The sequence below is a fragment of the Halomonas ventosae genome (assembly GCF_004363555.1).
Taxonomy (GTDB): Bacteria; Pseudomonadota; Gammaproteobacteria; order Pseudomonadales; family Halomonadaceae; genus Halomonas; species Halomonas ventosae.
Map to the genome: position 1 here is coordinate 152,869 of NZ_SNZJ01000006.1, position 25,360 is coordinate 178,228.

Genomic DNA, 25,360 nt, shown 5'->3' on the forward strand with positions numbered 1-25,360 from the left:
GGTCCCTGGCCTCGCCCGTCTATATTCGCCCCCCTCGCCTTGCTAGAGTGACTGCCACGACAACCGGAGGGATCCCGCCATGGCAGACGACCTGCTCTCACAACTCAAGACCATGACCACCGTGGTCGCCGACACCGGCGACCTCGAGGCGATTCGCCGCTTCGAGCCCACCGACGCCACCACCAACCCGTCACTGATCCTGCAGGCGGCCCAGCAGCAGGCGCGCCGCGCGCGGCTGGCCGAGATCGCCCGCCATGCCACCGACATCGACGATGCCCTGGACGCGGTGGCCGTGGAGATCGGCAGCGAGGTCAGCGCCCTGATCCCGGGCTACGTCTCCACCGAGGTCAGCGCCCGCCTCTCCTTCGACACCGACGCCACCCTGGCACGGGCCCGCTCGCTGATCGAGCGCTACGGGCGTCACGGCGTCGGTCCCGAGCGCATCCTGATCAAGGTGGCCGCCACCTGGGAGGGGATCCGTGCCGCCCGGATCCTCGAGCGCGAAGGCATCCACACCAACCTCACCCTGCTGTTCAGCTTCGCCCAGGCCCGGGCCTGCGCCGATGCCGGCGTCACCCTGGTCTCGCCCTTCGTCGGCCGGATACTGGACTGGCACAAGGCACAGGACCCCGATGCCGACTTCAGCGGCGACCATGACCCGGGGGTGCAGTCCGTCAGGCGCATCTACGAGCACTTCAAGGGGCATGGCTACGACACCATCGTGATGGGGGCGAGCTTCCGCAATGCCGGGGAGATCGTCGCCCTGGCCGGCTGCGACCGGCTGACCATCTCGCCCAAGCTGCTGGAAGAGCTGGCCGGCACCACCGGCGGCCTGGAGCGGCGGCTCACGCCGCTGGATGCCGAGACCCGAGCCCCCGAGCCCCAGGACGAGGCCGAGTTCCGCTGGGAAATGAACGAGGATGCCATGGCCACCGAGAAGCTGGCGGAGGGCATCCGCAAGTTCATGGCCGACCAGCGCAAGCTGGAGGCGCTGCTGGGAGAGCTGAGGAGGGAGTGACCGCGACCGCCGGGGCCCCGGTCAGTGGTCGTGCGAGGCGGCTTCCTGGGCCTCGAGCATCTCGACCAGCGGCTGGAACTCCTCGCGATTATGCTCGTTGAGGCGCATCAGGATGCGGTGCGCCTCGAGGACCCGCTGGCGGGTTTCCTCGACGTCGGTGGGAATCTCGGGAAGGTCGCAGAGCTCACAGGTCTCGGTGATCGGCGTCTCCACCAGGGTGAAGATGCGCGAGAAGCCCATGACGTCGAGCATCCGCCGGACATCGGGATTGTCGGCGATAATGGTCGGTCGCTCGGTGACGCGCCCCTGCACGGCCATCGCCACCTTGGCGAGGAACCCGAGGGCGGTGGAATCCACGTTGGTGGTGTCGCGCAGGTCGATGATCAGCGTCTCGAGGCCCGGCGTCTCGGCCAGCTGCCGGGCCTGGCGGTCCAGGGTGGCACAGAGCGTCAGGCGCACGTCCCCGCACAGCTTGAGGACGAAGACCCCGGAGTCGAACGCCGCCTTGATGCGACCTTCATGGTTTATCATTGCCAAATCCGCTCACCATCATGATCGTCAGGTCGTCTGGCAGTTCCTCGTGTCCCGGGGCACTCTCGGCGACGCCTTCATCATCGTCCGCCAATGCCCCCAGTGCAAGGCTGCCACGTAGGTCCTCCAGCGTCTCGCTGGCCAGGACCCGTCGCTCGAGTTCCCTGAGCCGTAGATCGAGGGTGTCGCCCGGCAGACACTCCAGTATCCCATCCGAACACAGCCACAGCCGGAAGTTCTCCGGCAGCTCACAGCCCAGCATCGGGTAGTCGATCCCCGGGAAGAGGCCGACCGGCATGCCTTCGCCGGGCAGCGGCGTCACCTTGCCATCGGCCACCAGCAGGGGCATGGGGAGCTGCGCGCCCAGCGAATAGTGGAGATAACGACGTTGATGGTCAATGACCCCGACGAGCAGGGTCGCATGCTTGCCGATGCCGGCGTCCAGCAGTTCGCGATTGAGCGCCGCCAGCCAGCGCGGCGCCAGGGCCTCGGGATGCTCGCCGTCCCACTCGTGCTGCCAGTGATTGGAGAGGTACTTCAGCAGCACGGTGACGAAGGCCGAGGAGGCCCCGTGGCCCGAGACATCGGCAAAGTAGAACAGGCTGTAGCGCTCGTTGAAGGCCTGGAAATCGAGGAAGTCCCCGGACAGGTAGAGCGAGGGCGCCAGCCAGTAGTCGAAGGTCACGTCATTCAGGGTCTGCGGCCGCGGCGGCAGCAGCTTGCGCTGGATCTGCCCGCCGGCCTGCTGGTCGAGGCGCAGCATCGCCAGGTGGGTCTCGAGGCTCTCGTTGAGCTCCTCGAGGTGCTCGTTGAGCTGGGCCAGGCGGGCGCGGTCGTGCTCTCGTTCCGCGGCCAGGCGATGCACCTCGATGGCCTTGCCGATCATGCGCCGCAGCAGGGAGCCGTGGCGCAGCGGATCGACGATGTAGTCCACCAGGCCGGCATCGACCGCGCGCAGCAGGTCGGCATCCTGGCGCTCGTCGCTGACCACCAGGGTCGGCAGGCCTTCGGCGAGCCGCGTCCACTCGCCGCTGGGCACCGCCCGGGCATGGGCCACGATGAGGGCGGTTTCCGGCGGGAGTCCCTCGATGCTGTCGGCGGCATACACCGCCAGGCCGTCACGGGCGATGGTCTCGGCCAGGGCATCACGCTCCGGCCCCGGCACGTCGATCACCCCGATCAGTTGCTTGGCTGGTGGCATGCTGTCATGGCCTCATTCGGCGAAGGCATCATCGAAGTCCGCATCATCGAAGTCGAATTCCTCGCTGGCGAAGGGATCCTCGCCCTGCTCGCCATCGTTGACCTCGAAGCGGCGCTGCTGCAGCCAGGTATCGCGGATGAAGCTGTAGCGGTCGCCACGGATCAGCGCCTCCTGGTCGAGCAGGCCGGCCCGGGAATCGATCACCCTCAGGGCGGTAAGGCCCATGCGCACCTCGTCATCCTCGACGTAGGTGGTCGGATACGCGTACATGTCCACCGGCAGGCCGCCGGTATCGCGCAGGGTGCTCGGCCCCAGCAGCGGCAGCACCAGGTAGCGGGACTCTTCCCATCCCCAGGTGCCCAGAGTCTGGCCGAAGTCCTCCTCCTGGCCAGTGATCTCCATGCGGCTGGCCACGTCCCAGAGCCCGCCGATTCCTGCCGTGGTATTGATCAGGAAGCGCGACGTGGCGATGCTGGCGTTGCGCACCTTGCCCTGCAGCAGGCTATTGAGGACGGTGCGCGGCTCGCCCAGGTTGGAGAAGACGTTGCCCACCCCGGTCTCCACCGGATCCGGGGTGATGAAGCGGTAGCCCCGGGCGGCGGGCTTGAGCGCGTATCGGTCGACCACGTCATTGAAGGCGAACACCTTGCGGTTGAAGCCCTCCCAGGGATCGTCGGGGTGGCGCTCCCGCACCTCCCCGCTGGTGGCGCACCCCGCGCTGGCCACCAGCAACAGCGCCAGTGTTCCTCGCCCGACCCATCTCGTCAGCCCCTGTCTCATTGGCTTGCTCGCCTCCCAGCGGTTCCTTGTCATGACGCTCATTGGCGACGCACCACCACGCTGCCGGCACTGTATCCCGCGCCGAAGGAACAGACCACCCCGAGCGCGCCGGCCGGCAGGTCATGCCGGTGCAGGTGGAAGGCGATGATCGAGCCCGCCGAGCTGGTATTGGCGTAGCGATCGAGGATGATCGGCGCCTGTTCGGGGCTCGGATCGTGGCCCAGCACGCGCCGGGCGATCAGGTCATTCATGTGGCGGTTGGCCTGGTGCAGCCAGAGCCGCGACAGGTCGCCGCCCGTAAGCTCGAGGCTCGCCAGGTGGTCGGTGATCAGCGCGGCCACCAGCGGGCAGACCTCCTTGAACACCCGCCGCCCCTCCTGGACGAAGAGCTTGTCGACGGCCTGCGGATCACTGTCGGCGACCCGGTTGAGGAAGCCGGCGTTGTTGCGGATGGCGTTGGAGAAGCGCGTCACCAGGCGGGTGCCGAGGATCTCGAAGCGTTCCTCGGCGGTGGCGACCTCCTCGCTCTCCAGCACGATGGCGGTACAGGCATCACCGAAGATGAAGTGGCTGTCGCGGTCCCGGAAGTTGAGGTGCGCCGAGCAGATCTCGGGGTCGACCACCAGCGCCCGCTTGACGCTGCCGGCGCGGATGGCGTTGGCGGCGGTCTCGATGGCGAAGGTCGCCGAGCTGCAGGCGACGTTCATGTCGAAGGCGTAGCCGCCCGCGCCGAGGGCGTCCTGGAGTTCCACCGCGACGGCCGGGTAGGGCCGCTCCAGGTTGGAGCAGGCGACGATGACCAGCTCGATGTCGGCCGCCTCGACCCCCGCCGTCTCGAGGGCCTCGCGCGCCGCGGCCAGGCCCATCTCGCACTGGATCGAAGGCTCGTCGTTGGCGCGCTCCGGCAGCCTAGGACGCATCCGCGCGGGGTCGAGGATGCCCTCGGCATCGAGCACGTAGCGGCTATGGATGCCTGAGGCCTTGACGATGAACTCGGTGCTGGAGTGCGGCAGCGGCTCCCGCTCGCCGGCGGCGATGGCATCGGCATGGCGCGCATTCTCGGCGTCCACCCAGGCGTTGAACGAGGCCACCAGGGCCGCATTGTCGATGGCGTGCGGCGGGGTGAAGAGGCCCGTCCCGGTGATCACCACTTGGCTCATGCTGTTCTCCCTGTGAGTTCTGCCCAGCGCTTCTCGAGGCGCTTGGTGGAGACCGGAAACCGCGTGCCCAGCTGCTGGGCGAAGAGCGAGACGCGCAGCTCCTCGATCCACCAGCCGAACTCCACCAGCGCCGGGTCCTCCACGCCGCCGCGTCGCTCGCTGTCGCGACGGGCGGCCAGGCGGGCCTCGAAGTCCTGGACCTCCTGCATGTGCATCTGGTCGCGCATGCGCTCCCGCGGCGCCTTCTCCAGGCGGATCAGCGCCGCTTCCATGTAGCGGGGGTACTCCTCGAGCCACTCCCCGGCCTCGCTGACGAAGCCGGGATGCACCAGCCGCTGCATCTGGGCCTTGAGGTCACTGTAGACCAGCGCCAGGGCCAGGTTCAGCTGCCCCTTGAGTGCCTTGGTCACGGCCAGGTGCCCCTTGAGCGCCTGCTCCAGGGTGGCCACCAGCACCTCCGCCCGGGGCAGCAGCGCATCGCGGGTTGCCGCGAGGCGCTGCTCGAGCTCGCCCCGCGAGCGCGGCAGCGGGTCGCTGGCCACCACCTGGCGGAACACCCCGGCCACCACGTCATCGATGAGCTGTCGCTTGCTGCCAACCTTGGCGAACAGCAGCGCACAGGTCTGAAGCCCCTTAAGGCGTTCGATGGCCCGCACCTGGTCGGGCAGGCATTCCATGGCCGCCCTGACCACGCCCCGGCGATGGGCCTCGCGGGCCTTGTCGGGATGGTCGAAGAGCTCGACCCGGAAGGCCTCCTTGGCGGGCACCAGGGCCGGGTAGGCCTCCACACGGATACCGGCCTGGGTGGTGACCCGGGACTCGGGCAGGGGCGTCTCGGGGAGGGCCTCGAGCTCGCCTTCGCTGCTGGCCTGCTCGGCGAGGGCCCGGGCGCCCTCCCCGGCGGCGGCCTCGAAGCGGCGCTCCAGTTCTCGAGCGTCGCGGCCCTGTCCCAGGGTCCGGCCCTGGTGGTCCACCACCCGCAGGTTCATCACCAAGTGCGGTTCCAGCTGGTCGAGGCGCCAGTCGTCGGGATGGAGGCGAACGCCGGTCTTGCGGCGCAGGAACTCGCCCAGTGCCTCGGTGAGCGGCACGTCGTCCGGCGTCATGGCCTCGAGGGCGGCGTCGACCCAGTCGGGAATCGGCACCACCTGGCGGCGCACCGCCTTGGGCAGCGACTTCATCAGGGCGATGCACTTCTCGCGCAGCAGGCCGGGGACCAGCCACTCGAGCCGCGCCAGGGGGAGCTGGGGCAGCATGGCCGCCGGCACGGTCAGCGTCACCCCGTCGTCCGCGGCCCCGGGCTGGAAGTGGTAGGAAAGCGGATAGCGCACGCCCCCGAGCACCAGCTCGTCGGGGTAGTCGGCCTCGGTGACCTCCCCGGCCTCCCGCGCCAGCAGGGCCGCACGGTCGAACTTGAGGATGTCGGGATTGTCGCGCTCGGCCTTGCGGCGCCAGGCCTCGAAGCCCTTGCCGTTGATGATCTCCGCGGGGATCCGCTCGTCGTAGAAGGCGAACAGGGTCTCCTCGTCGACCAGGATATCGCGCCTGCGGGCCCGATCCTCCAGGTCCTCGACCTCCTCGACCAGCGACCGGTTGTGGGCGAAGAAGTCGCCCCGGGTCTTGAACTCGCCCTCCACCAGCGCCCGGCGGATAAAGAGCTCCCGGGACTCCTGCGGGGCGATGGGGCCATAGTGGACCTTGCGTCCGGTGACGATCGGCAGGCCGAAGAGGGTGACCTGTTCGGTGGCGACCACCTGGGCGCGCTTCATCTCCCAGTGGGGCTCGGCATGGGAGCGCTTCACCAGGTGGCCGGCCAGCGGCTCGATCCACTGCGGCTCGATCCTGGCCACGGTGCGGGCGAAGAGCCTGCTGGTCTCGACCAGCTCGAAGGCCATCACCCACTTGGGGGACTTCCTGGCCAGCCCCGACCCGGGATGGATCAGGAACTTGCGGTTGCGTGCCCCCAGGTACTCGCGATTCTCCGTGAGCAGTCCCAGGTGCGAGAGCAGCCCGGTGAGCAGGGCCTTGTGCAGGGCCACGACACTTTCTCGACGGGCTTCTCGACGGGCCTCGCGGCGCGCCTTGTCGTCCATGTCCGGGGCCTCGGCGGGAGGCCGCGGGGCCGGCGGCGGCACCTCGATCTCCATGTCGCGCAGCAGCTGGCGAAGCTGGCGGAAGGTGTCATGCCACTCGCGCAGGCGCAGGTAGTTGAGGTAGTGCTCCTTGCACCAGCGCCGCAGCCGGTTGCCCGAGAGCTCCTCCCGGGCGGCCTCGAAGCCGTTCCAGAGGTTGAGCAGGGCCACGAAGTCGGAATCCGGATCCTGCCAGCGGCGGTGGGCCTGGTCGGCGGCCTGGCGCTTGTCGGCCGGCCTGTCGCGGGGGTCCTGCACCGCCAGGCCGGCGACCACGATCAGCACCTCGCGCAGCCCGCCCTGCTCGGCGCCGGCCAGCACCATGCGCGCCAGGCGCGGGTCGATGGGCAACCTCGCCAGCTTGCGCCCCAGCGGAGTCAGGCGATTGCTGGCATCTACCGCGCCCAGCTCGAAGAGCAGCCGGAAGCCATCAGTGACGAAGCGCGAATCCGGCGGGTCGACGAAGGGGAAGGCCTCGATGTCACCGAGCTTCAGCGACAGCATCGAGAGGATCACCGAAGCGAGGTTGGTACGGCGGATCTCGGGGTCGGTGAACTCGGGCCTGGCCAGGAAGTCCTCCTCGTCGTAGAGGCGGATGCAGACCCCCTCGGCGACACGCCCGCAGCGCCCCTTGCGCTGGTTGGCGCTGGCCTGGCTGACCGGCTCCACCGGCAGGCGCTGGATCTTGGCCCTGTAGCTGTAGCGGCTGAGGCGCACCAGACCCGGGTCGATGACATAGCGGATGCCCGGCACGGTGAGCGAGGTCTCTGCCACGTTGGTAGAGAGCACGATGCGCCGCCCCGCATGGGGGGCGAAGACGCGATTCTGTTCGGCATTGGAGAGCCGCGCGTAGAGCGGCAGGATCTCGGTGCCCTTGAGATCGGCACGGCGCAGGGTGTCGGCCGTCTCGCGGATCTCGCGCTCGCCGGGCAGGAACACCAGGATGTCGCGGGGACCATGGAACCAGCCCTTCTCCCGCTCGACCCGCTCGATCTCCTCGACGGCATGCAGGATGCCCTCCTGCAGGGTGCGATCCTCCTCGTCGTCGTCATCGCGCACCAGCGGCCGGTAGCGAACCTCCACCGGATAGGTGCGCCCCGAGACCTCCACCACCGGCGCCGGCTGGACCTGCCCCTGCGCAGCCTGGCGACCGAAGTGCTCGGCGAAGCGGGTCACGTCGATGGTCGCCGAGGTGATGATCACCTTGAGGTCGGGACGCCGCGCGGTCAGGCGCTTGAGGTAGCCGAGCAGGAAGTCGATGTTGAGGCTGCGCTCGTGGGCCTCATCGATGATGATGGCCTCGTAGCGCATGAGGTCCGGGTCGTGGCGGGTCTCGGCGAGCAGGATGCCGTCGGTCATCAGCTTGACCAGGGTGTCGTCGCTGCTCTGGTCGGTGAAGCGCACCTGGTAGCCAACCTGCTCGCCCAGCGGCACCTGGAGCTCCTCGGCGAGGCGACTGGCCACCGAGCGAGCCGCCAGGCGACGCGGCTGGGTGTGGCCGATCAGCCCGCGCCGCCCCAGGCCCAGCTCCAGGCAGAGCTTGGGCAGCTGGGTGGTCTTGCCCGAGCCAGTCTCGCCGGCCACCACCACCACCTGGTGGTCACGCAGGGCCGAGAGGATGTCCTCCCGGCGTTCCGCTACCGGCAGCGACGCCGGGTACTCGAGGGTCACCGGGCGCGCCCGGCGACGCTCCACCTGCTGCCGCGAACGCTCGAGCGAACGACGGACCTCGGCGAGGCCGCGATCCACGGGCTTGCCCTCCCTGAGCCGCCGGCGCAGGCCGCGCAGGCGCTTGTCCAGGGTCGGGACGTCGCGGCGCAGGGCATCATCGAGCTCGCGGCTCAGGGCGTCCAGCTCGGCGGCCTCCCGGGTGTTCGTGGCGGTGTCCTGGCGGGTCTCGGTGGTCACGGTCTCGACGGTCGTCTCCGGGTCTCGGTCATCAAAAAACGGCCCGCCCGGGACGTCCGGAGCGGGCAGTGCATTGTAACGCCGAGGCCACGGCGGCGCCTAATCGGCACCATCAAGCGTGGCTATCGGACGGCAAGAAGCAGGCTATCGCCTTGCCGCTGATGGCCGTGGCAGCGTGCTGGCCAGCTCAAGTTGCAGGGTCATCCATCGCCCTTCTCGCGCTCCTCGTCGCATAACTGGCGACGCAGGACTTTCCTGAACGCGACAGGGTCCTGGGCAGCTCGGGCTGCCGGCTCACCCTTCCGACTTATCGCGTTCTTCGTCGCGCAACTGGCGACGCAGGACTTTCCTGAACATGACAGCGTCTTGGGCAACTCAGGCTACCGGATCACCCCTCCGCCTTATCGCGTTCCTCATCCCGCAGCTGGCGACGCAGGACCTTTCCCACGTTCGTCTTGGGCAACTCGTCGCGGAACTCCACGTACCTCGGCACCTTGTAGCCGGAGAGGTCCTTCTTGCACCAGGCCCGCAGGGTCTCGGCATCCAGGGTCTCGTCCCGGGCGACGACGAACAGCTTGATCGCCTCACCGCTGGTCTCGTCTGGCACCCCCACGGCCGCGGACTCGATCACCCCCGGGTGGGCGGCCACCACGTCCTCGATCTCGTTGGGATACACGTTGAAGCCGGAGACCAGGATCATGTCCTTCTTGCGGTCGACGATGCGGATGTAGCCATCCGCCTGGAGCACGGCAATATCGCCGGTATGAAACCAGCCCTGATCGTCGATCACCCTCGCAGTCTCCTCGTCCCGGCTCCAGTAGCCCTTCATCACCTGGGGCCCCCTGACACAGAGCTCGCCTGCGGCGTCGAGGGGCGCATCGCGGCCATCGGCATCGACCACCTTCACCTCGGTCCCCGCCACCGGCTTGCCGATGGTGCCGAGCTGGATGGCATCCACGGGGTTGAAGCTGACGATGGGCGAGGTCTCGGTCAGGCCATAGCCCTCGGCCACCGGGCAGCCAGTGACCTCCTCCCAGCGCTGCGCGGCCGCCCGGGTCAGGGCCATCCCGCCGGAGATGGTCAGGTGCAGCCGGGAGAAGTCGAGACGGCGGAAGTCCTCGCGGTTGCACAGGGCATTGAAGAGGGTGTTGAGCCCGATGAAGCCGGTGAAGGAGATGCCCTTGAGGGTCTTGACGAAGGTGTCCAGGTCACGGGGATTGGTGATCAGCACAGAGTGGTTGCCGGTCTCCATCATGAACAGGCAGTTCACCGTGAAGGTGTAGATATGGTAGACGGGCAGCGGCGCGATGATGGTCTCGGCGCCGTCGGTCAGCGCCGGGCCGATGGCCTGGCGGGCCTGGAGCATGTTCGCCACCAGGTTGCGATGGGTGAGCATGGCGCCCTTGGCAAGCCCCGTGGTACCGCCGGTGTACTGCAGCGCGGCGATGTCGTCGGCGCCGCGCGACACCTCCTGATGGCGACGACCGGCACCTGCCCGTAGCGCCTGGCGCAGGGGCGTGGCACCGGGCAGCGAGTAGGCCGGCACCATCTTCTTGACGTGCTTGACCACGGCATTGATCAGCTGGCGCTTGGGGAAGCCATGCAGATCCCCGAGCTGCGTCACCACCACATGCTGGATATCGGTGCGCTCGAGGACCCGTTCGAGCTTGTCGGCCATGTTGGCCAGGATGACGATGGCCCGGACCCCGGAATCCTTGAACTGGTGGGCCATCTCCCGCTCGGTATAGAGCGGGTTGGTATTGACCACCACCAGCCCCGCCCGCAGGGCACCGAAGACCGCCACCGGAAACTGCAGCACGTTGGGCAGCTGGATGGCGATGCGATCCCCCGGCTGAAGCGTGGTCTCCTGCTGCAGCCAGGCGGCGAAATCGCCGGAGAGGCGGTCGAGTTCGGCATAGGTCAGCACTCGTCCCATGCAGCTGAACGCCGGCTTGTCGGCGAAGCGCGCCACGGAGGAGTGGAAGACATCCATCACCGAGGCGTAGGCGTCGAGTCCCTCCAGGGGCTGTCCGGTCAGGATGGCGGGCTTGTCGTTCTCGCTCATGGGCAGTCTCCATGCTGCGGCTGAAGTCATCAGCCGGCTTGTTGTTCTGTGCGCCTACCTTATACCAGCGGTTTCGCGGCTGTAAAACACACGATTGAAACTTACGTTTTAAACCGTGCCTGGATCACGCCACCCTGCCAGACCAGCAGCTCGCCGGGCACCATGCGCACCCACTCCTCGTTGTCGGTGAGCGGCTCGGTGGCAATCACCGAGACCACGTCGTCGGGCGTGGTGTGCTCGGCGAAGTTGACCGTCAGCTCGGCATCCGAGAGGCTTGCCCGGCCGAAGGGCGCCCGCCGCGTGATATGGGCCAGCTTGGTGGAGCAGAAGGTGTAGAGGTAGTCGCCGTCGGCCAGCAGCAGGTTGAAGACCCCCAGGCCCCTCAGCCGCTCACAGAGCCCATGGAGGGTCCCCCAGAGGGCGTGGCGCTGGGCGTCATTCGCCGGCGGGTCGGGAAAGGCGCCGCGAAGCTCGCCGAGCAGCCAGCAGAAGGCATGCTCGCTGTCGGTGCTGCCCACCGGGCGGTAGAAGGAGTGCGACAGGGCCTGCCAGTCGGCGAGCTGGCCATTGTGGGCGTAGCACCAGGGGCGCCCCCACATCTCGCGGACGAAGGGGTGAGTGTTGGCCAGCCGCACCTGGCCGACGTTGGCCTGCCGGATGTGGCTGATGACGATGTGCGACTTGATGGGGTAGTCGCAGATCAGCCGGGCGATGGGGGAGTGCACCGAGGGATGCGGATCCCGGAAGTCCCGGTAGCCGCCCTCCTCATAGAAGGCGATGCCCCAGCCGTCACGGTGTGGCCCGGTCCCCCCGCCACGGTGCAGGAAGCCGGTGAAGCTGAAGCAGATGTCGGTGGGCACGTTGGCGCTCATGCCAAGCAGCTCACACATGGGGTTCCTCCCGGTGTGATTGACGTTGAGAATCAGTATGCTAGAAGGCAGCCAGTCTCACAAATTGGCGAGTGTCTCAAAGACTCAACGCCGGCCGTTGAGAGATCCAGTGCATGCTAACCCCCGCTTGACCATCTGCAGTGTTGCATACTCAGCAATTTGCGTACTTTTGGAGCTAGTGGCGATGGAGTGGAGTGAATATGGATAACGTCGCGATTGCCGTTTTGAGCATACTGATAGGCGGCTATATTGCCTCCCTCCGCTTTCGGTATGAGCGCGCCTGGCAGATCAAACACGAGTTTTATAGCGACCTGCTAAAAGCGCTAGACGAAATACGGCTGTATGCCAATGATGGGGCAACCATGAACATCCCGGCAGGGGGTGCTTTAACGGACCTAACCGAAACTGAAATCCATGGACTGATAGGACGCAACGTAGCTTGGCTAGGTAGATCCATATCTACCTCATCAATATTTATAAGCCCCCAGGCCGTTGATGCTATCAGGAACTATGTTTCAGCAGCGAAGGGGCATCACTTCAACCTGGCCAACGCCTTCCCCAGCGAATACGAAGACCAAGAAGAGGCGTTCGATCATGCTGCATTCTGCAAACATGCTGAATTGGCGGAAGAAGCCGCAGATGAGATAGCTGCGTTGGCCCGAAACGACTTGCACGGCCGGCCTTGGCTGAGGGGTTTGGGCCGCTTGCGAAACAATGACCACAGTCAGGATACCGCAGCCCAAAAGTAGCTCAATGTTAGAGCCGCACCAACGCGGCTCCCCTTTTGTATCAATGCCCTTCCAGATTCGCTCAACACTGCCAGTGTTACCTTCGCCCTGCCCTAACATCATACCATCATTGAAGAATCGTCCAGATGGGGTGTCGATATACACAGCACATGCGACGACAGTGTTTAGCGGTGCGCCGAAGAGGTTTTTACGGGAACCCCTAGTTCAAAGATCACCGAGTTGAGCGCGCAACTTATTGGTCGCGGGCAGTGCTACGTCAACACCCAGGGTCTGACCCAGACATGGGATGGTCGATGGGCCTACACCATGCGCCGTGCACTGGCCGAGAACGACCTGGAGGCCAGCTTCACCCAGCACGACCTGCGCGCTAAGGTGGGCAACGACGCCGAGAACGACGCCCGCGCCCAGGAGTTGCTCAGTCACAGCGGTGTGGCCGTCACGCGCCAACACTACCGTCGAAAAAACAAAGCCATCCGGCCGGTAAAGTAAAAAAGGGAAATGTGGGGCGGTTTGCAAATGGCAAAACGGGATACATATCAACCATAAAATCCCTTAGAGCTAAGGATATTATGTCTTAGATATGGCTTCGATAATCTCACTGCATGTACGAAGGCATTTGCGGGCATCTCGAGGAGTCATGTCATTATGCCAGCGATAATCCGCTTGGTGACGAAGCTCCTTCATCTGCTGAAGCTGTTTACCTTGCTTTCCCCATTCTTGTTGCCGGCAAAGAGCATCAACAATCTTCTCGTGCGATGCTCCCACTCCAGAGTAACCGTTATCGTTGCAGAACGCTCTGGCAGTAAGATACGCAGCGTAGTAAGCGCGGTTTACGACACTGCGTATCTGGTGCTGTGCAAGCTCAGGAGCAGCCGTCAAGTCCATCTCCTGAATATGTAAGGCAATATCGACCAACCGCCGGGGCATCAGCAAGCCTCCCGGATTGACTGGCGTTTGGGTATGTCCCTTGCGACGAATGTCACAACCCGCGATAGTTCAGGGCTCACTCGCTCTGGATCCGCAGACCAATCGAGCAGAGTATCGTCAAGATGGTCCAGAAGCTCTTCTTCCAAACCATCGAAAGACACCTCTGCTACTATACCTTCGTAGCCATCTTCGTGATTAACCGGCTCGAAATTAAGCAACACCTTTACATTAAGTTTTCCTGAAACATACGGGCGAATAATCGAATGTAAGCCAACTATAGCCTCGCGATATTCGCTTATTGGTACGCCTGAACGCTCCAACACGCTAAAGGCATATTCGAATTGAAAATGCTCAACCGTATCGAGATCTACCTGTAGGACTTTCATCCTATTATAGATCTCTTGGCATAAGTGCATATCACCGGAATACCAAGCATTCAGCAGAAGGTGCTCAAGTAAATCAGGACTCTCGCTATCAAGTTCGAAGGCATGGCGTGTCATAGCACTGGCCAGCTCAGGATTGAACGCAAAAAGAACGAGATTGCCAATGTTAGCAAACAAACCGGCCCGGGCCGGCATGGAGAAAACCTGCTCAGCAGCTGTATCCAGCTTGAGGAAGTCGCGTTCGATCTCACCGACCAGCACATCACGCAGTGCGGTCACCATGGCATTGTTGCCTGCGCTCGAAATCTCATGGGCCAAGCGCTTGACATCGAAATCGGTCAGCTCGCCACGACGATCCTCCAGACGCAGAGAGAACTGCAGCGCCTGGCCGATGACGTCTTCTATGGGTTTCGGCTGGACCATGGTGCACCTGAGTCAGTCGGAGGAAATTGATGTGAAGTTTAGCTACTTGATGTACAAGTGTATAGGTCGCCCCGCTCCACAACCTGTTGAAATACAAGCGATAATGCTAGTAAAAAGCTGGCTAAAAAGGGTATTTTGGACTTATCCACAGACTTATCCAGACTAGGGTATGGAGGCTGCCCAGCAGACATTTCTGGATCACTTCATCGCGCTTGACTCGATGTCAAGAGAGTCGGGCCATCATACCCATGGATTGATACCACCAGCTGTCTCACGGCACTCCTACCAAACACCGAAAAACAACGGGTTATCGATCATATCTGAGGGAACCGTGAGACAGTCCGGCACGCGCACGGCGTTGATTTAATTCGCCGAAATGGCGTTTCCCGGATGCTCACACATGGGGTTCCTCCCGGCGCATGGGGCGTCGCGCACGGCGACGCCGGATCAGGCTGCCCACCAGCCACACAAGCACCACCAGCACCACGGCGCCCCACAGGCGCGGGTCGCGGCGGTGTGCCTCCCACCACTGATGAAGGCCCGGCGCGCCCGCCTGCCACAGGTCACGCGCAGCCTCGGGCAGGCGATTGACCCAGGCGACGAAGCGGTCGGCGGCGCGTTCGGCCGAGGTCTCGGGGGGCGGCAATGAGGTGTCGCTGCGCTCCCCGTCCTCGACGCGCTCGGTGCCGAGGGTCGGCCCGGCCACGTCCGCCAGGTCGATGCCGACCCGACCTTCGGGGTTGAGCATCAGTCGCGGCAGGGCCAGCTCGCGGGTCTCGCCATCCAGCTCGAGGGTGGCGGTGAGCAGCAGCGGCTGGCTCAGCTCCTCGTCGAGCTCGGGCAGGTCGAGGTGCCAGCGCGACGGCCCGACGGCCCGAGCCTCGAGGCCCTCGCCCTGCAGCTCGCCATGGATCTCGGTATTGTCGCGATTCAGTCGGGGATGCTCGGCGGCCAGCACCACCCGGCCCTCCTCGGGACGGTGCACCGCCCCGATGGCCGGCAGCACGTTCACCGCCTGCACCCGCTGGCGATGGAACGCCTCCCCCTCGGCCCGGAACACCAGACGCGCATTGCCGGTCAGCGCCGGTGCCGGCAGGCGGCCACGGAAGCGCCCCGCCTCGGCCTGCAGGGTGACCAGGGACTGTACCTCGCCCTCGGCGTCCTGCAGCGAGACCGAGAGGGTGGGTGCCTCGACCTCATCGCCGAGGGGGTCACCATCCCGCTCCACCCAGGCCTCTACCGGCACCTCGAAGCCCAGATAGAGGGTGGTCGGGAGATCAGCGATCCGCAGGTGGAGCGGGGAGGCGACGTTGATACGGCTGCCCTCGCCCACCGGCCCTTCCAGACGCCACTCGCCGACCTGGGGCTCGGGCACCCGGATCAGGTCGAAGCGTGGCTCCACCTGCCAGCGGATGTCGTCCGGCGCCTCGTCGGCCCGGTAGCGGGTGCCGTCCGGCGCGACCAGGGTCAAGGGGGCGTCGTCGGGCTCGTGGAAGACCAGCGCCGAGAAGGTTTCCACACCGTCGTCGATGACGAAGCGTCCCTCTTCCAGCGGCACCTGGTCGGCAGGGAAGATACGCTCGACGATGTCGAGGAAGGCGCCCAGCAGGCTCTCGGGATTCTCCGCGAGTGCCGCCAGCCCGCCGGTGGACTGGGCCAGACGCTCCACCAGGGCCAGGTCGGCCTGGTCGGAGAAGGCGATGGCATGGATGGTGACGCCCTGGTCGGCCAGTTCGGCGGCGAGTTCGTCCACCAGCCGACGACGCGAAGCATCATCGACCTCGGGCTTGACCCCTCGTGCCGGTGACAGGTCGATCACCCCATCGGTGAGCAGCACCAGGTGGCGCCAGCCATTGGCTTCGGCGCTTGCCGCCTCGCGAAGCGCCACCTCGATATCGGTGTACTCCTGGTAATCCTGAAGGGCCGGCGGCAGGGCCAGGGCCCGCTCGCGCCAGGCCGCATCCACCTCCCCCAGCGGCAGGGGATTGTCGACCGTCTCACCGAAGGTCCAGACGCCCGCCGTGGCGCCGTTGGGCAACAGCGCTACCAGCATGTCCAGGGCACTGAGCGCCAGGCGGTCGGGGTCATTCTCCTTCATGCTGCCGGAGACATCGACCACCACCCGGACGTCCGGTCGTTCCTCCGCGCCGACCTGGGCCGGCGCCTGGCTCGCCCACAGCCATATGGCACAGCCGATGGCCAGTATCCAGGTCAGCCGGCCACAGCGCGTTTCCATGCCACACCCGCCCATAAGGGCTCCTTAGCCGATCATCGGCTCCTGGCGCTCGCCGCGGCTACCCCGGCGGGGGCCGGCGGGCACGTCGTCATCCATGTCCACGTAGTCATTGTCGTCGGGGGTGTGGCGATGGCGGCCACGCCACCACAGCAGCAGCCCCACCACCACGCCCAGCCCGGCGCCCACCGCGACCAGCACGGCGGCCGGCATGAGGGCCGCGCCGTTGCCCTCGAGGAAGGCCACGGCCGTCACCACCACCGCCGGGGCGAAGCCGGTGTAGAACTCCCCCTCCTCCAGCAGCGGCAGGCGGAAATGGGCCGGCGTCCACATCACGCCGGCCACCAGCCAGGTGATCACCAGACGCGGCAACCGCGGCAGGAATGCAAGCCCCAGGTAGCCGGTCAGCAGCACCACCAGCGACAACACGACATAGACCAGCCATAGTAGGGATATCGAATCCGAAATCAGCATCACGCCCTCGCGACCTGTGCGTCCACGACGCACGTTCTTGAAAATACACTGAGTATGGTACATCTCGCGCAATGAAAGCACAGCCGCCACGTGACCAGGCCACCGAGACGCCTGCCGACGATCCCGTCACCCGCTTTCGCCACGCCGACGACCCGGGGTGGCACTGGCTGGAGAACCGCGACAGCCCGGCGGTCACCGACTTCCTGGAGGCGGCCAACGGGGAGTCGCGCCGCTGGTTCGCCCCCCTCGACGACCTGGTCGAGCGCCTCTACCACGGCCACCTGGCACGCCGCGAACTGGCTGTCCACGGGCTGAGGACGCCGCTTGACCACTACACGGTGTGGAGCGAGACGGCGGTGGACGCCGACTACCCGGTCTGGTGGCGCCACCCCAATGGCGACCCCGATACCGCGGAGTGCTTCCTCGACCTCGAGGCCCGGGCCAGCGAGCACGACTTCCTCGAGGTGGGGGACATGGCCCTCTCCCCGGACGAGGCCTGGCTGGCCTGGAGCGAGGACACCCGCGGCGACGAGACCTATACGCTCTATCTCAAGCACCTGCCCGACGGTGAGCCCAGGGTGCTGCTCGAGGAGATCGGCCCCGAGATCGGCTGGGCCGAGGACGACGCCACCCTGCTCTTCACCCGCTATGACGCTACCCAGCGCCCCGAGAGCATCTGGCGCCTGCCGCTAGCGGCCGGCAGGGCCGGCGAGCCCGCACTGGTGCTGCGCGAGGAGGACCCGGAATTCTGGCTGGGCCTCGGCAAGACCCGCTCCCGCGAGTGGCTCATCCTGGAAAGCGCCTCCAAGGACACCAGCGAGAGTCACCTGATCCCCGCCCGGGCGCCGGCCACCGCGCCACGCTGCTTCCGCCCCAGGGAAAACGGGGTGGAGTACGCACTGGATCACCGCCCGGGCCACTTCTATGTGCTGCACAACCGCGAGGCCACCCACTTCCGGCTGGACGTGCTAGCCGAGCAGCGACTGGGCGAGGCCGACCCCGCCAGCGCCTGGCAGCCGCTGATCGCGCATCGCGACGATGACACCCTGGAGGGCGTCGATGCCTTCGACTGGGGGCTGGTGGTCACCGAGCGCGACCACCACGAGGCCCAGGTGCACCTGCGCATCCTCGAACTGGATGCGAACCACGCCATCACCCGCGACGAGCGGCTACCCCTGCCGGAGCTGCCCTGCAGCCTGGCGCTGGACGACGCACCCCACTTCGATAGCCGTCGCCTGCGCCTGCGGGAGGAGTCCTTCACCCTGCCGGTGACCTGGCTGGAGCATGACCTCGACAGCGGCCAGCGGCGCCTGCTCAAGCAGCAGCCCATCCATGGCGACCTGAGGCCCGAGCAGCTGGTCTGCGAGCGGCTCTGGGCGACCTCACACGACGGCGAGCGGGTCCCCGTCTCGGTGGTGATGCGTGCGGACCTCGCCGGCCACCCCTTACCCACCCTGCTCTACGGCTACGGCGCCTATGGCGAGGTACTCGATCCCTGGTTCTCGGTGGCCCGGCTCGAGCTGCTGGCACGCGGAGTGGCCTTTGCCGTGGCGCATGTGCGCGGCGGTGGCGATCGCGGTGAGCCCTGGTACCTGGCCGGCAAGCTCGAGCACAAGGCGAACAGCTTCCACGACTTCCTCGCCGCCCGCGACGCCCTGGTCGAGAAGGGGTTCAGCGACGGCGAGCGCATTGCGGCCTACGGCGCCAGTGCCGGGGGGCTGCTGGTCAGCGCGAGCCTCAACCTGGCCCCGGAGGCCTTCTGCGCCGCGGTCCTCGACGTCCCCTTCGTCGACGTGCTGCGCACCATGGAGAACCCCGACCTGCCGCTTACCACCGCCGAGTACACCGAATGGGGGGACCCCCGCGAGCCAGAGGCACGACGCCGCATCGGCAACTACTCACCGCTGGACAACCTCTCGGCACAACCCTGGCCCGCGGTCTTCCTGCAGGGCAGCTGGCACGACACCCGGGTGCCCTACTGGGAACCCGCCAAGCTCTATGCTCGCCTCAGGGAACTGGGCCGCCACCAGGGCGGTGAGGGTGACGCTTCTAACGACGACCGACCCGCGGATCGCCGCCCCATCCTGCTGCGCACCGACATGGCCGCCGGCCACGGTGGGGCCTCGGGACGCTTCAAGGCCTGGCACGACAACGCCCGCCAGGATGCCTTCATCCTCTGGGCGCTGGGGCTCGAGGGCAGGGACGCCTGATCTTCCTGACCCTCAAGTTCAGATAGCCAGGGACCCGGCCGAGGCCGGGTCCCTTGCATACCGATCAGGCTGCAGAGGCGTCAGCTGCCACCGCCGGCACCACCACCGGCACCGCCGCCGGCGCCGCCACCGGAACCACCGCCAGAGCCGCCACCGGAACCACCGCCGGAACCACCACCGGAGCCGCCACCGGAACCACCGCCGGAGCCGCCACCGGAACCACCGCCGGAACCGCCACCGGAACCACCGCCGGAGCCGCCACCGGAACCACCACCGGAACCGCCACCGGAGCCGCCATCACCAGCGCCCCCTCCGAAGTGCTCGCCACCGTTGCCGCCGCCATCGCCGCCGCCATCGCCGCCGCCGTCGCCGCCGTCATCGCCGCCGCCATCATCGCCGCCGCCGTCATCGCCGCCGCCGTCATCGCCGCCGCCGTCATCGCCGCCGCCATCATCGCCGCCGCCGTCATCGCCGCCGCCGTCATCGCCGCCGCCATCATCGCCGCCGTCATCATCGCCGCCGTCATCATCGCCATCCTCTACGATGACACCACCAGTACCGCCACCGGCCGGGGGCGCAGAGCCACCGTCACCGCCGGTGCCGAGACCGGCGGTGGCGTCGTTACCAGCCCCGGGCGGAAAGAGCAGCAACAGCTCCTCGGGGCTCTGCCGCGTCGGCAGCCATGACTGCAGCTGCGCCATCTCCTGGTCGTCGAGTACCCGGCCCTCGTTCATGAGGTCGTTGAACATCGCCGCCATTTCGTCGTCGCTGAGGGTCTGTCCACTCCACGAGGACGACTGCGCCGACGCGCCGGATGACGCCAGGGCTCCCATCGCCACCACCAGTGCCAGCTTCCTGAAGCCTTTCATGATTCTTCCCCTCTGCGTTATCCCATGCTCCCGGGCTTCCCCGTCACACTCGCCGTGCACAACAAACTGTTACACATAGCACAGCATCGCCGTCGCCCATGACCTGCGCCATAGGACGGAGACATGAAAGAGCCGTCACAGAAGGATGAATCGAGATGCCTACCTGAGCGTGAGGAAACTCATACGTCAAGAAATCGCCGGCTAAGCCGCATCACCTCAGCCATCGATGGGGAGGATGGCGATGATGTGTTCCTCGAGCTCCTCCTCGTGAACCTCTCGCTGCGAGACGGCGAAGCTGCGAACGCTGATGCCCTTGCGGTGCATGCGCTCCGGCCCGCCGGCGATCAGCGGGTGCCAGGCGGCGAGCTTGCGCCCTTCCGCCACTCGCCGGTAGGCGCAGGACCTCGGCAGCCAGCGGAAATCATCGATGCGCTCGGGGGTCAGTTGCGTGCAGTCGGGCACCCTCGCGAAGCGATGGGCGTAGTCGCTGCACTGACAACTGTGGATATCCAGCAGCTCGCAGGCGACGTTGAGCACCGCCAGGTCGCCGCTCTCCTCATCCTGGAACTTGAGCAGGCAGCACTGGCCGCAGCCATCGCAGAGGGCCTCCCACTCCTCGTCGGTAAGTTCCGCCAGATCGAAGCGCTCCCAGAACCGCTCTCTCATCTCATCTCCTTCGCGACGCGGCCGCAGCTCAGTAGTCGGGTACGCTTAAGCGAGTCTTGCACGGTCGGGCACGATCCAATGCGTTTCGCGCAGAGTCGGATGCGAACAATGCATTTCGCGCGGGGTCGGGCGCGATACTGATTCTATCGCGCCCGACGCCGCGCGAGGCTAGTACCGTGCCTCGGTGGGGGTGCGGTAGAGATCCAGCAGGTAGTCCTCCTTGGCCGGCGGCATCTGCAGGAAGTAGCCCTTGTCGCGGATGGCGGCCATGACGTCCGTGGCCCTGGCTCGTCCCAGCGATTTCTCGGGGGTGAGGATCAGGGTCATGGCCGGCAGTGGCTTGCCGAACTGCTCGAGCAGCGCCTCGGGCACGTCCACGAGCCCCTGGCGCTTGTCCACATAGAGATACATCTGCTCCCTGCGCGAGCTCTTGAAGACCTCGCACAGCAGCTTGTCACCGCGCATGCGGTCATCGCTCATCGGGATACCTCCTCAAGGGCCGCCGTCAGGCCCCCATTCAGTCGGTCGCCGCGCCAGCCGCCGGGCAGCGGCAGCGGCTGGCCCGTGAGGTCGGCGCCCACCAGGGCCTCCAGGTCACGCCGCTTCAGCAGCACCTCCGGCGCCACGCCGAGCGCCTCCGCCTCGGCATTCACCACCTTCTTCAGTGCCTTGAGGCGCTGCTTGAACTCGGGGGCCATGGGCGAGAGAGGCGCCGGCGGCAGCTCGCGCTCGTCGATGTTCAAGGCCTCGCGGACCAGCCTGAGAAGCTCATCGCCCTCACGCTTGACCAGAGGCGGCTTGAGGCCCTCGACCCGGGCCAGCTCGAAGCGGTTCTCCGGCAGCTGTTCGGCGATGGCGTAGAGCAGCCGGTCGGGCACCAGCCACCCCCGAGGCACATCGCGACACCGGGCTTCCCCCTCGCGCCATCGGGTCAGGCGTCGGTAGGCCTCCACCTGACGCGGCGAAAGCCGCCACAGCTGGCGATGGCGCAGGTACCACTGGCCATCGGCGGCGTCGCTGCGGGCCGACTGGGCCACCAGGTCGGCACAGTCCGCCTCGACCCAGGCCCGTCGTCCATGGCGCTCCAGCGCCTCGCGCTGGTGATGCCACACCTGCAGCAGGTAGACGACGTCGAGGGCGGCATAGAGCCGCTGGGTCTCGCTGAGCGGGCGCTTGAGCCAGTCGGAGCGGGTCTCGTCCTTGGGCAGCGTCTCGCCGACCCAATACTCCACCAGCCGCTGGTAGCCCATGGAGGGCACCTCACCGAGCAGCGACTGGGCGATCTGGGTATCCACCAGCGGCGCGACCGGCACGCCGGCCCAGTGGGCAAAGACCTCGAGGTCCTCGCTGGAGGCATGCAGCAGCTTGAGCGGTCCCGACGAGAGCAGCCGCCGGAAGGCCTCGGTACAGGCCACCTCCAGGGGATCCACCAGGAAGGCGGGGCCGCCCGCAGTGAACTGGATCAGCGCCGGCACCGGGTGGAAGGTGCTCTCGCGGAAGAACTCGGTGTCCAGGGCGATGACGTCGGCTGACGCCACCTCGGCGCAGGCGGCATCCAGGGCCTGGGGGGTATCGATCCAGCGAATCTCGGGGGTCAGTGGCATGCGGGGTTCCGGCAGGGAAAGGGGTATCACTCGCCCCTGAAGGGCAGGCGACCATTGAAGGCGCGGCTCAGGGTGCCACCGTCGACGTACTCGAGCTCACCGCCCATGGGCACACCATAGGCCAGCCGCGAGAGCCTCACGCCCAGGGGCGAGAGCTGGGCGGCGATGTAGTGGGCGGTCGCCTCGCCCTCCACGGTGGGGTTGGTGGCGAGCACCACCTCCTCCACGCCGCCCTCGGCGACACGCGCCTCGAGCTGGTCGAGGCCGATGTCCTCGGGGCCGATACCGTCCAGCGGCGAGAGGTGGCCATGCAGCACGAAGTAGCGACCGCGGTAGCCGCCGGCCTCCTCGATGGCGAGCTGGTCGGCGGGGGATTCCACCACGCAGAGCACGTCATCGTCACGTCGCGCGCTCGTGCAGATGCCGCAGACGTCCTCCTCGGTGAGGGTCCGACAGCGTCGGCAGTAGCCGACCTGCTCCAGCGCCAAGTCCAGCGCCTCCACCAGGCGCCGGCCACCGTCGCGGTCGCGCTCGAGCAGGTGCATGGCCATGCGCTGGGCCGTCTTGGGCCCGACACCCGGCAGCACCCGCAGCGACTCCATCAGTCTCTCGACCAGCGGGGAAAAGCTCATCGGCAGTCCGTCTCGGCGTCGCTCAGAAGGGCATCTTGAAGCCCGGCGGCAGGTTGAGGCCGGCCGTGGCCTCCTCCATCTTGGCCTTGGAACTGGCCTCCACCTTGCGCACCGCGTCGTTCACCGCCGCGGCCAGCAGGTCCTCGAGCAGTTCCTTGTCCTCCTCCATGACGCTCTGGTCGATATCGACCTTGCTCACGTCATGGCGCCCGTTCATGGTCACCTTGACCATGCCGGCCCCGGCCTCGCCCAGGACCTCGGCCTTGGCGACCTCCTCCTGGACGCGCTGCATCTTCTCCTGCATCTCCTGGGCCTGCTTCATCAGGTTGCCCATTCCACCCTTCATCATGGCGGATTCCTCTCGTCGTTGGTGTGTCCGGTGGCAGCGGCGCGGCTCAACCGCGAGCCTCGGCATCGGCGGGCTTGACCGTGGATTCGATCAGCCGCGCACCGAAGGCCTGCTGCAGTTTCTGTACATGGGGGTCACGGCTCAAGGCTTCAATCGCCTCGGCATGCCGCTGGGCAGCCAGGCGGTCGGCCTGCTGCCTGGGGGTCTCGACCTCGGGGGGCAGCGCGCCCGGCGCCAGTGCCAGGCGGCGCTCGACGCCGATCGCCGCCAGCGCCTCGCGAATGCGCGTCACGTGGACCTCGGCCTGCATCGCCTCCTGGGAGGGGTCGAGGCGCAGCGTGAGCTGTTCGCCGTCGTCGGCCTCGACCACACAGTGGGCGGCCAGGTTGCGGGTCAGCCCGCCCAGCCCCAGGGACTCGAAGCAGGCCAGCCAGTCGGCATGGCCGAAGTGCCCTTCCGCCACGGGCGCGGGGGCTACCTGGGTGTCGGGCGCCTGGGGGTCGGGCGAGTGAGGCTCGGCGGCCGCCGGTGCCGCCATCGCCTGCTGTGCCGGGCGTTCCGTTGCCACGGGGTCATGCGACGCGGATGGCGCTGCCATGCCTGGCTCGGGCTCGCCCCCTGGCGCTGCGGGTGCCGACGCGGCTGCGCCTTCCTCTTCGCGCTCGACCCAGGGGGGAGGCGTATCGTCCGGCGATGGGGCCGACTCAGCCTCGGCGGCAGGCGCCGGTGGGGGAATGTCGGGAGGCGGACTGGCCGCCGGGGGCTCGGCGGGCGGCTCGGGGGCAGCCTGGGCGGGCCGGGGTGAGGGGGGCTTCTCGGGGGCCTCCCCGTCCTGCGGGGGCGTGTTGCCACCCGACCCCGCGCCCCCGGACTCGCCCTGGCCCCGCATGGGTAGCGGCGTCTGAGCGGGACGCGGCACGCCCTGGGGGCGGAAGGCCAGCATGCGCAGCAGGGTCATCTCCAGGGCGGTGCGCAGGTCCGGGGCATGTTCCATGTCGCCACGGCCCTGGATGCCGATCTGGTAGAAGAGCTGGATGTCCTCGCCGGTGAAGCGCGCGGCAAGCTGGAGCAGCGCCTCGCGGTCGCCATGGCCGTTGTCCACGGCATCGGGCACCATCTGGGCGATGGCCAGACGGTGCAGCACGCCGGTGATGTCATCCAGCACCGCGGCGAAGTCCGGGCCCTGCTCGGCCAGGGCGGCCACCTCGGCGAGCAGCCGGGGAGCATCCACCGCCGCCAGGGCCTCGACCAGCGCCAGGACATGGCGATGGTCGAGGGTGCCGAGCATCGCCGCCACGTCGGCATGGCGCACCTCGCCCTGGCCGAAGGCAATCGCCTGGTCGGTGAGGCTCATGGCATCGCGCATGGAACCCTCGGCGGCCTTGCCGAGCAGCCACAGGGCACTCTCCTCGAAGGGCACCCCCTCGGCCTCGAGCACCTTGGCCAGGTGGCCGACGATGCGCTCGGGCGGCATGTGCTTGAGGGTGAACTGCAGGCAGCGCGACAGCACCGTAGGGGGCAGCTTCTGCGGGTCGGTGGTCGCCAGCAGGAACTTCACGTGGGGCGGCGGCTCCTCCAGGGTCTTCAGCAGGGCATTGAAGCTGCTGGTGGAGAGCATGTGCACCTCGTCGATGAGGTACACCTTGTAGCGCCCCTGGGTCGGCGCGTACTGGACGTTGTCGAGCAGTTCGCGGGTATCCTCCACCTTGGTGCGCGAGGCGGCGTCGACCTCGATCAGGTCGACGAAGCGCCCCTCGTCGATGGAGCGGCAGCTGTCGCACTCGCCACAGGGTGTCGAGGTCACACCCGCGTCGCCCTGGCCGTTCGCCGTGCAGTTCAGGCACTTGGCCAGGATCCGTGCCAGGGTGGTCTTGCCCACCCCGCGGGTCCCGGTGAACAGGTAGGCATGGTGCAGGCGTCCCTGGTCCAGGGCATTGACCAGCGCGCGCTGGACATGCTCCTGGCCGACCAGTTCATGGAAGGTACGCGGTCGCCACTTGCGGGCCAGAACCTGATAGCTCATGCAGCGCGGAATCCTTGCGGTAAAGCGAACAGCAGCTGTGGGGTGACGGACACCGGGGCCTGCCTGGACCGGGCCCGATGTCCGACTGGGACCGGACATTCTAGCGACCGGGGCGCCCTGCGGGAAGCGGCGC

Annotated in this window: 22 protein-coding genes; 5 read left to right on the plus strand and 17 right to left on the minus strand. The window is 67.1% G+C overall.

Annotated features, from left to right (window positions below):
- Nucleotides 1-79: 79 nt before the first annotated feature.
- Entirely contained in the window at nt 80-1,018 is a 939-nt protein-coding gene (gene tal / locus DFP85_RS07055; protein ID WP_133635596.1) for a transaldolase, read from the plus strand.
- A gap of 21 nt (nt 1,019-1,039) precedes the next feature.
- On the opposite strand, the gene DFP85_RS07060 is transcribed toward tal, so the two are convergent.
- The 7 genes from DFP85_RS07060 to DFP85_RS07090 all read right to left on the minus strand — a co-directional run bounded on the left by DFP85_RS07060 (nt 1,040) and on the right by DFP85_RS07090 (nt 11,685).
- Entirely contained in the window at nt 1,040-1,549 is a 510-nt protein-coding gene (locus DFP85_RS07060) for an STAS domain-containing protein (protein ID WP_106230419.1), read from the minus strand.
- On the minus strand, nt 1,536-2,750 hold the full coding sequence (locus DFP85_RS07065; RefSeq protein ID WP_133635597.1) for a PP2C family protein-serine/threonine phosphatase: 1,215 nt from the start codon (nt 2,748-2,750) through the stop codon (nt 1,536-1,538). The genes DFP85_RS07060 and DFP85_RS07065 overlap by 14 nt, the downstream gene beginning before the upstream one ends.
- A gap of 12 nt (nt 2,751-2,762) precedes the next feature.
- Entirely contained in the window at nt 2,763-3,530 is a 768-nt protein-coding gene (locus tag DFP85_RS07070) for an MlaA family lipoprotein (RefSeq protein WP_133635598.1), read from the minus strand.
- Between the two features lie 38 nt (nt 3,531-3,568).
- On the minus strand, nt 3,569-4,690 hold the full coding sequence (locus DFP85_RS07075) for a beta-ketoacyl-ACP synthase III (protein WP_133635599.1): 1,122 nt from the start codon (nt 4,688-4,690) through the stop codon (nt 3,569-3,571).
- Complete coding sequence (gene hrpA, locus DFP85_RS07080; RefSeq protein WP_424955084.1) at nt 4,687-8,667, minus strand: ATP-dependent RNA helicase HrpA; 3,981 nt, start codon at nt 8,665-8,667, stop codon at nt 4,687-4,689. The genes DFP85_RS07075 and hrpA overlap by 4 nt, the downstream gene beginning before the upstream one ends.
- A gap of 451 nt (nt 8,668-9,118) precedes the next feature.
- Complete coding sequence (locus DFP85_RS07085; RefSeq protein ID WP_133635601.1) at nt 9,119-10,795, minus strand: AMP-binding protein; 1,677 nt, start codon at nt 10,793-10,795, stop codon at nt 9,119-9,121.
- A 101-nt stretch (nt 10,796-10,896) separates the two neighbouring features.
- Nucleotides 10,897-11,685 carry a class II glutamine amidotransferase gene (locus DFP85_RS07090; protein ID WP_133635602.1) on the minus strand — a complete coding sequence of 263 codons (789 nt, stop codon included), beginning with the start codon at nt 11,683-11,685 and terminating at the stop codon, nt 10,897-10,899.
- A 200-nt stretch (nt 11,686-11,885) separates the two neighbouring features.
- Here DFP85_RS07090 and DFP85_RS07095 point away from each other — a divergent pair, with 200 nt between their 5' ends.
- Nucleotides 11,886-12,434 carry a hypothetical protein gene (locus DFP85_RS07095; protein WP_133635603.1) on the plus strand — a complete coding sequence of 183 codons (549 nt, stop codon included), beginning with the start codon at nt 11,886-11,888 and terminating at the stop codon, nt 12,432-12,434.
- Nucleotides 12,435-12,653: 219 nt separating this feature from the next.
- Nucleotides 12,654-12,923, plus strand: a complete 270-nt coding sequence (locus DFP85_RS07100) for a site-specific integrase (protein ID WP_133635604.1) — start codon at nt 12,654-12,656, stop codon at nt 12,921-12,923.
- A gap of 78 nt (nt 12,924-13,001) precedes the next feature.
- Here the strand turns inward: DFP85_RS07100 and DFP85_RS07105 are convergent, their stop codons facing one another.
- The 4 genes from DFP85_RS07105 to DFP85_RS07120 form a co-directional block, all read right to left on the minus strand.
- The gene (locus DFP85_RS07105) at nt 13,002-13,361 is read right to left on the minus strand and encodes a HEPN domain-containing protein (RefSeq protein ID WP_133635605.1); all 360 of its coding nucleotides are present in this window, start codon (nt 13,359-13,361) and stop codon (nt 13,002-13,004) included.
- On the minus strand, nt 13,361-14,167 hold the full coding sequence (locus DFP85_RS07110; protein ID WP_133635606.1) for a hypothetical protein: 807 nt from the start codon (nt 14,165-14,167) through the stop codon (nt 13,361-13,363). Before DFP85_RS07110 ends, DFP85_RS07105 begins: the two co-directional genes overlap by 1 nt.
- A gap of 394 nt (nt 14,168-14,561) precedes the next feature.
- The gene (locus DFP85_RS07115; RefSeq protein WP_133635607.1) at nt 14,562-16,403 is read right to left on the minus strand and encodes a vWA domain-containing protein; all 1,842 of its coding nucleotides are present in this window, start codon (nt 16,401-16,403) and stop codon (nt 14,562-14,564) included.
- Nucleotides 16,404-16,427: 24 nt separating this feature from the next.
- On the minus strand, nt 16,428-16,874 hold the full coding sequence (locus DFP85_RS07120; protein ID WP_133635608.1) for a hypothetical protein: 447 nt from the start codon (nt 16,872-16,874) through the stop codon (nt 16,428-16,430).
- 71 nt (nt 16,875-16,945) lie between these two features.
- Here DFP85_RS07120 and DFP85_RS07125 point away from each other — a divergent pair, with 71 nt between their 5' ends.
- Nucleotides 16,946-19,084, plus strand: coding sequence for a S9 family peptidase (locus DFP85_RS07125; protein WP_133635609.1), 2,139 nt, complete (start codon nt 16,946-16,948; stop codon nt 19,082-19,084).
- Between the two features lie 53 nt (nt 19,085-19,137).
- A complete protein-coding gene (locus DFP85_RS18905) occupies nt 19,138-19,770 on the plus strand; it encodes a hypothetical protein (protein ID WP_166644617.1) in 633 nt (210 codons plus the stop codon).
- 399 nt (nt 19,771-20,169) lie between these two features.
- Here DFP85_RS18905 and DFP85_RS07135 read toward each other — a convergent pair whose 3' ends face one another.
- The 6 genes from DFP85_RS07135 to dnaX all read right to left on the minus strand — a co-directional run bounded on the left by DFP85_RS07135 (nt 20,170) and on the right by dnaX (nt 25,227).
- Entirely contained in the window at nt 20,170-20,619 is a 450-nt protein-coding gene (locus DFP85_RS07135) for a YcgN family cysteine cluster protein (RefSeq protein WP_133635610.1), read from the minus strand.
- A 168-nt stretch (nt 20,620-20,787) separates the two neighbouring features.
- Nucleotides 20,788-21,099 carry a YcgL domain-containing protein gene (locus tag DFP85_RS07140; RefSeq protein WP_133635611.1) on the minus strand — a complete coding sequence of 104 codons (312 nt, stop codon included), beginning with the start codon at nt 21,097-21,099 and terminating at the stop codon, nt 20,788-20,790.
- Nucleotides 21,096-22,223 (minus strand): ribonuclease D, encoded by a 1,128-nt coding sequence (gene rnd, locus DFP85_RS07145; RefSeq protein ID WP_133635612.1) that lies wholly within the window; start codon nt 22,221-22,223, stop codon nt 21,096-21,098. Before rnd ends, DFP85_RS07140 begins: the two co-directional genes overlap by 4 nt.
- Nucleotides 22,224-22,249: 26 nt before the next feature.
- Nucleotides 22,250-22,855: a recombination mediator RecR gene (recR, locus tag DFP85_RS07150; RefSeq protein WP_133635613.1), complete on the minus strand. Its 606-nt coding sequence runs from the start codon at nt 22,853-22,855 to the stop codon at nt 22,250-22,252.
- Between the two features lie 22 nt (nt 22,856-22,877).
- Entirely contained in the window at nt 22,878-23,204 is a 327-nt protein-coding gene (locus tag DFP85_RS07155) for a YbaB/EbfC family nucleoid-associated protein (RefSeq protein ID WP_106230431.1), read from the minus strand.
- A gap of 46 nt (nt 23,205-23,250) precedes the next feature.
- Nucleotides 23,251-25,227, minus strand: coding sequence for a DNA polymerase III subunit gamma/tau (gene dnaX, locus DFP85_RS07160; RefSeq protein ID WP_133635614.1), 1,977 nt, complete (start codon nt 25,225-25,227; stop codon nt 23,251-23,253).
- Nucleotides 25,228-25,360 lie beyond the last annotated feature (133 nt).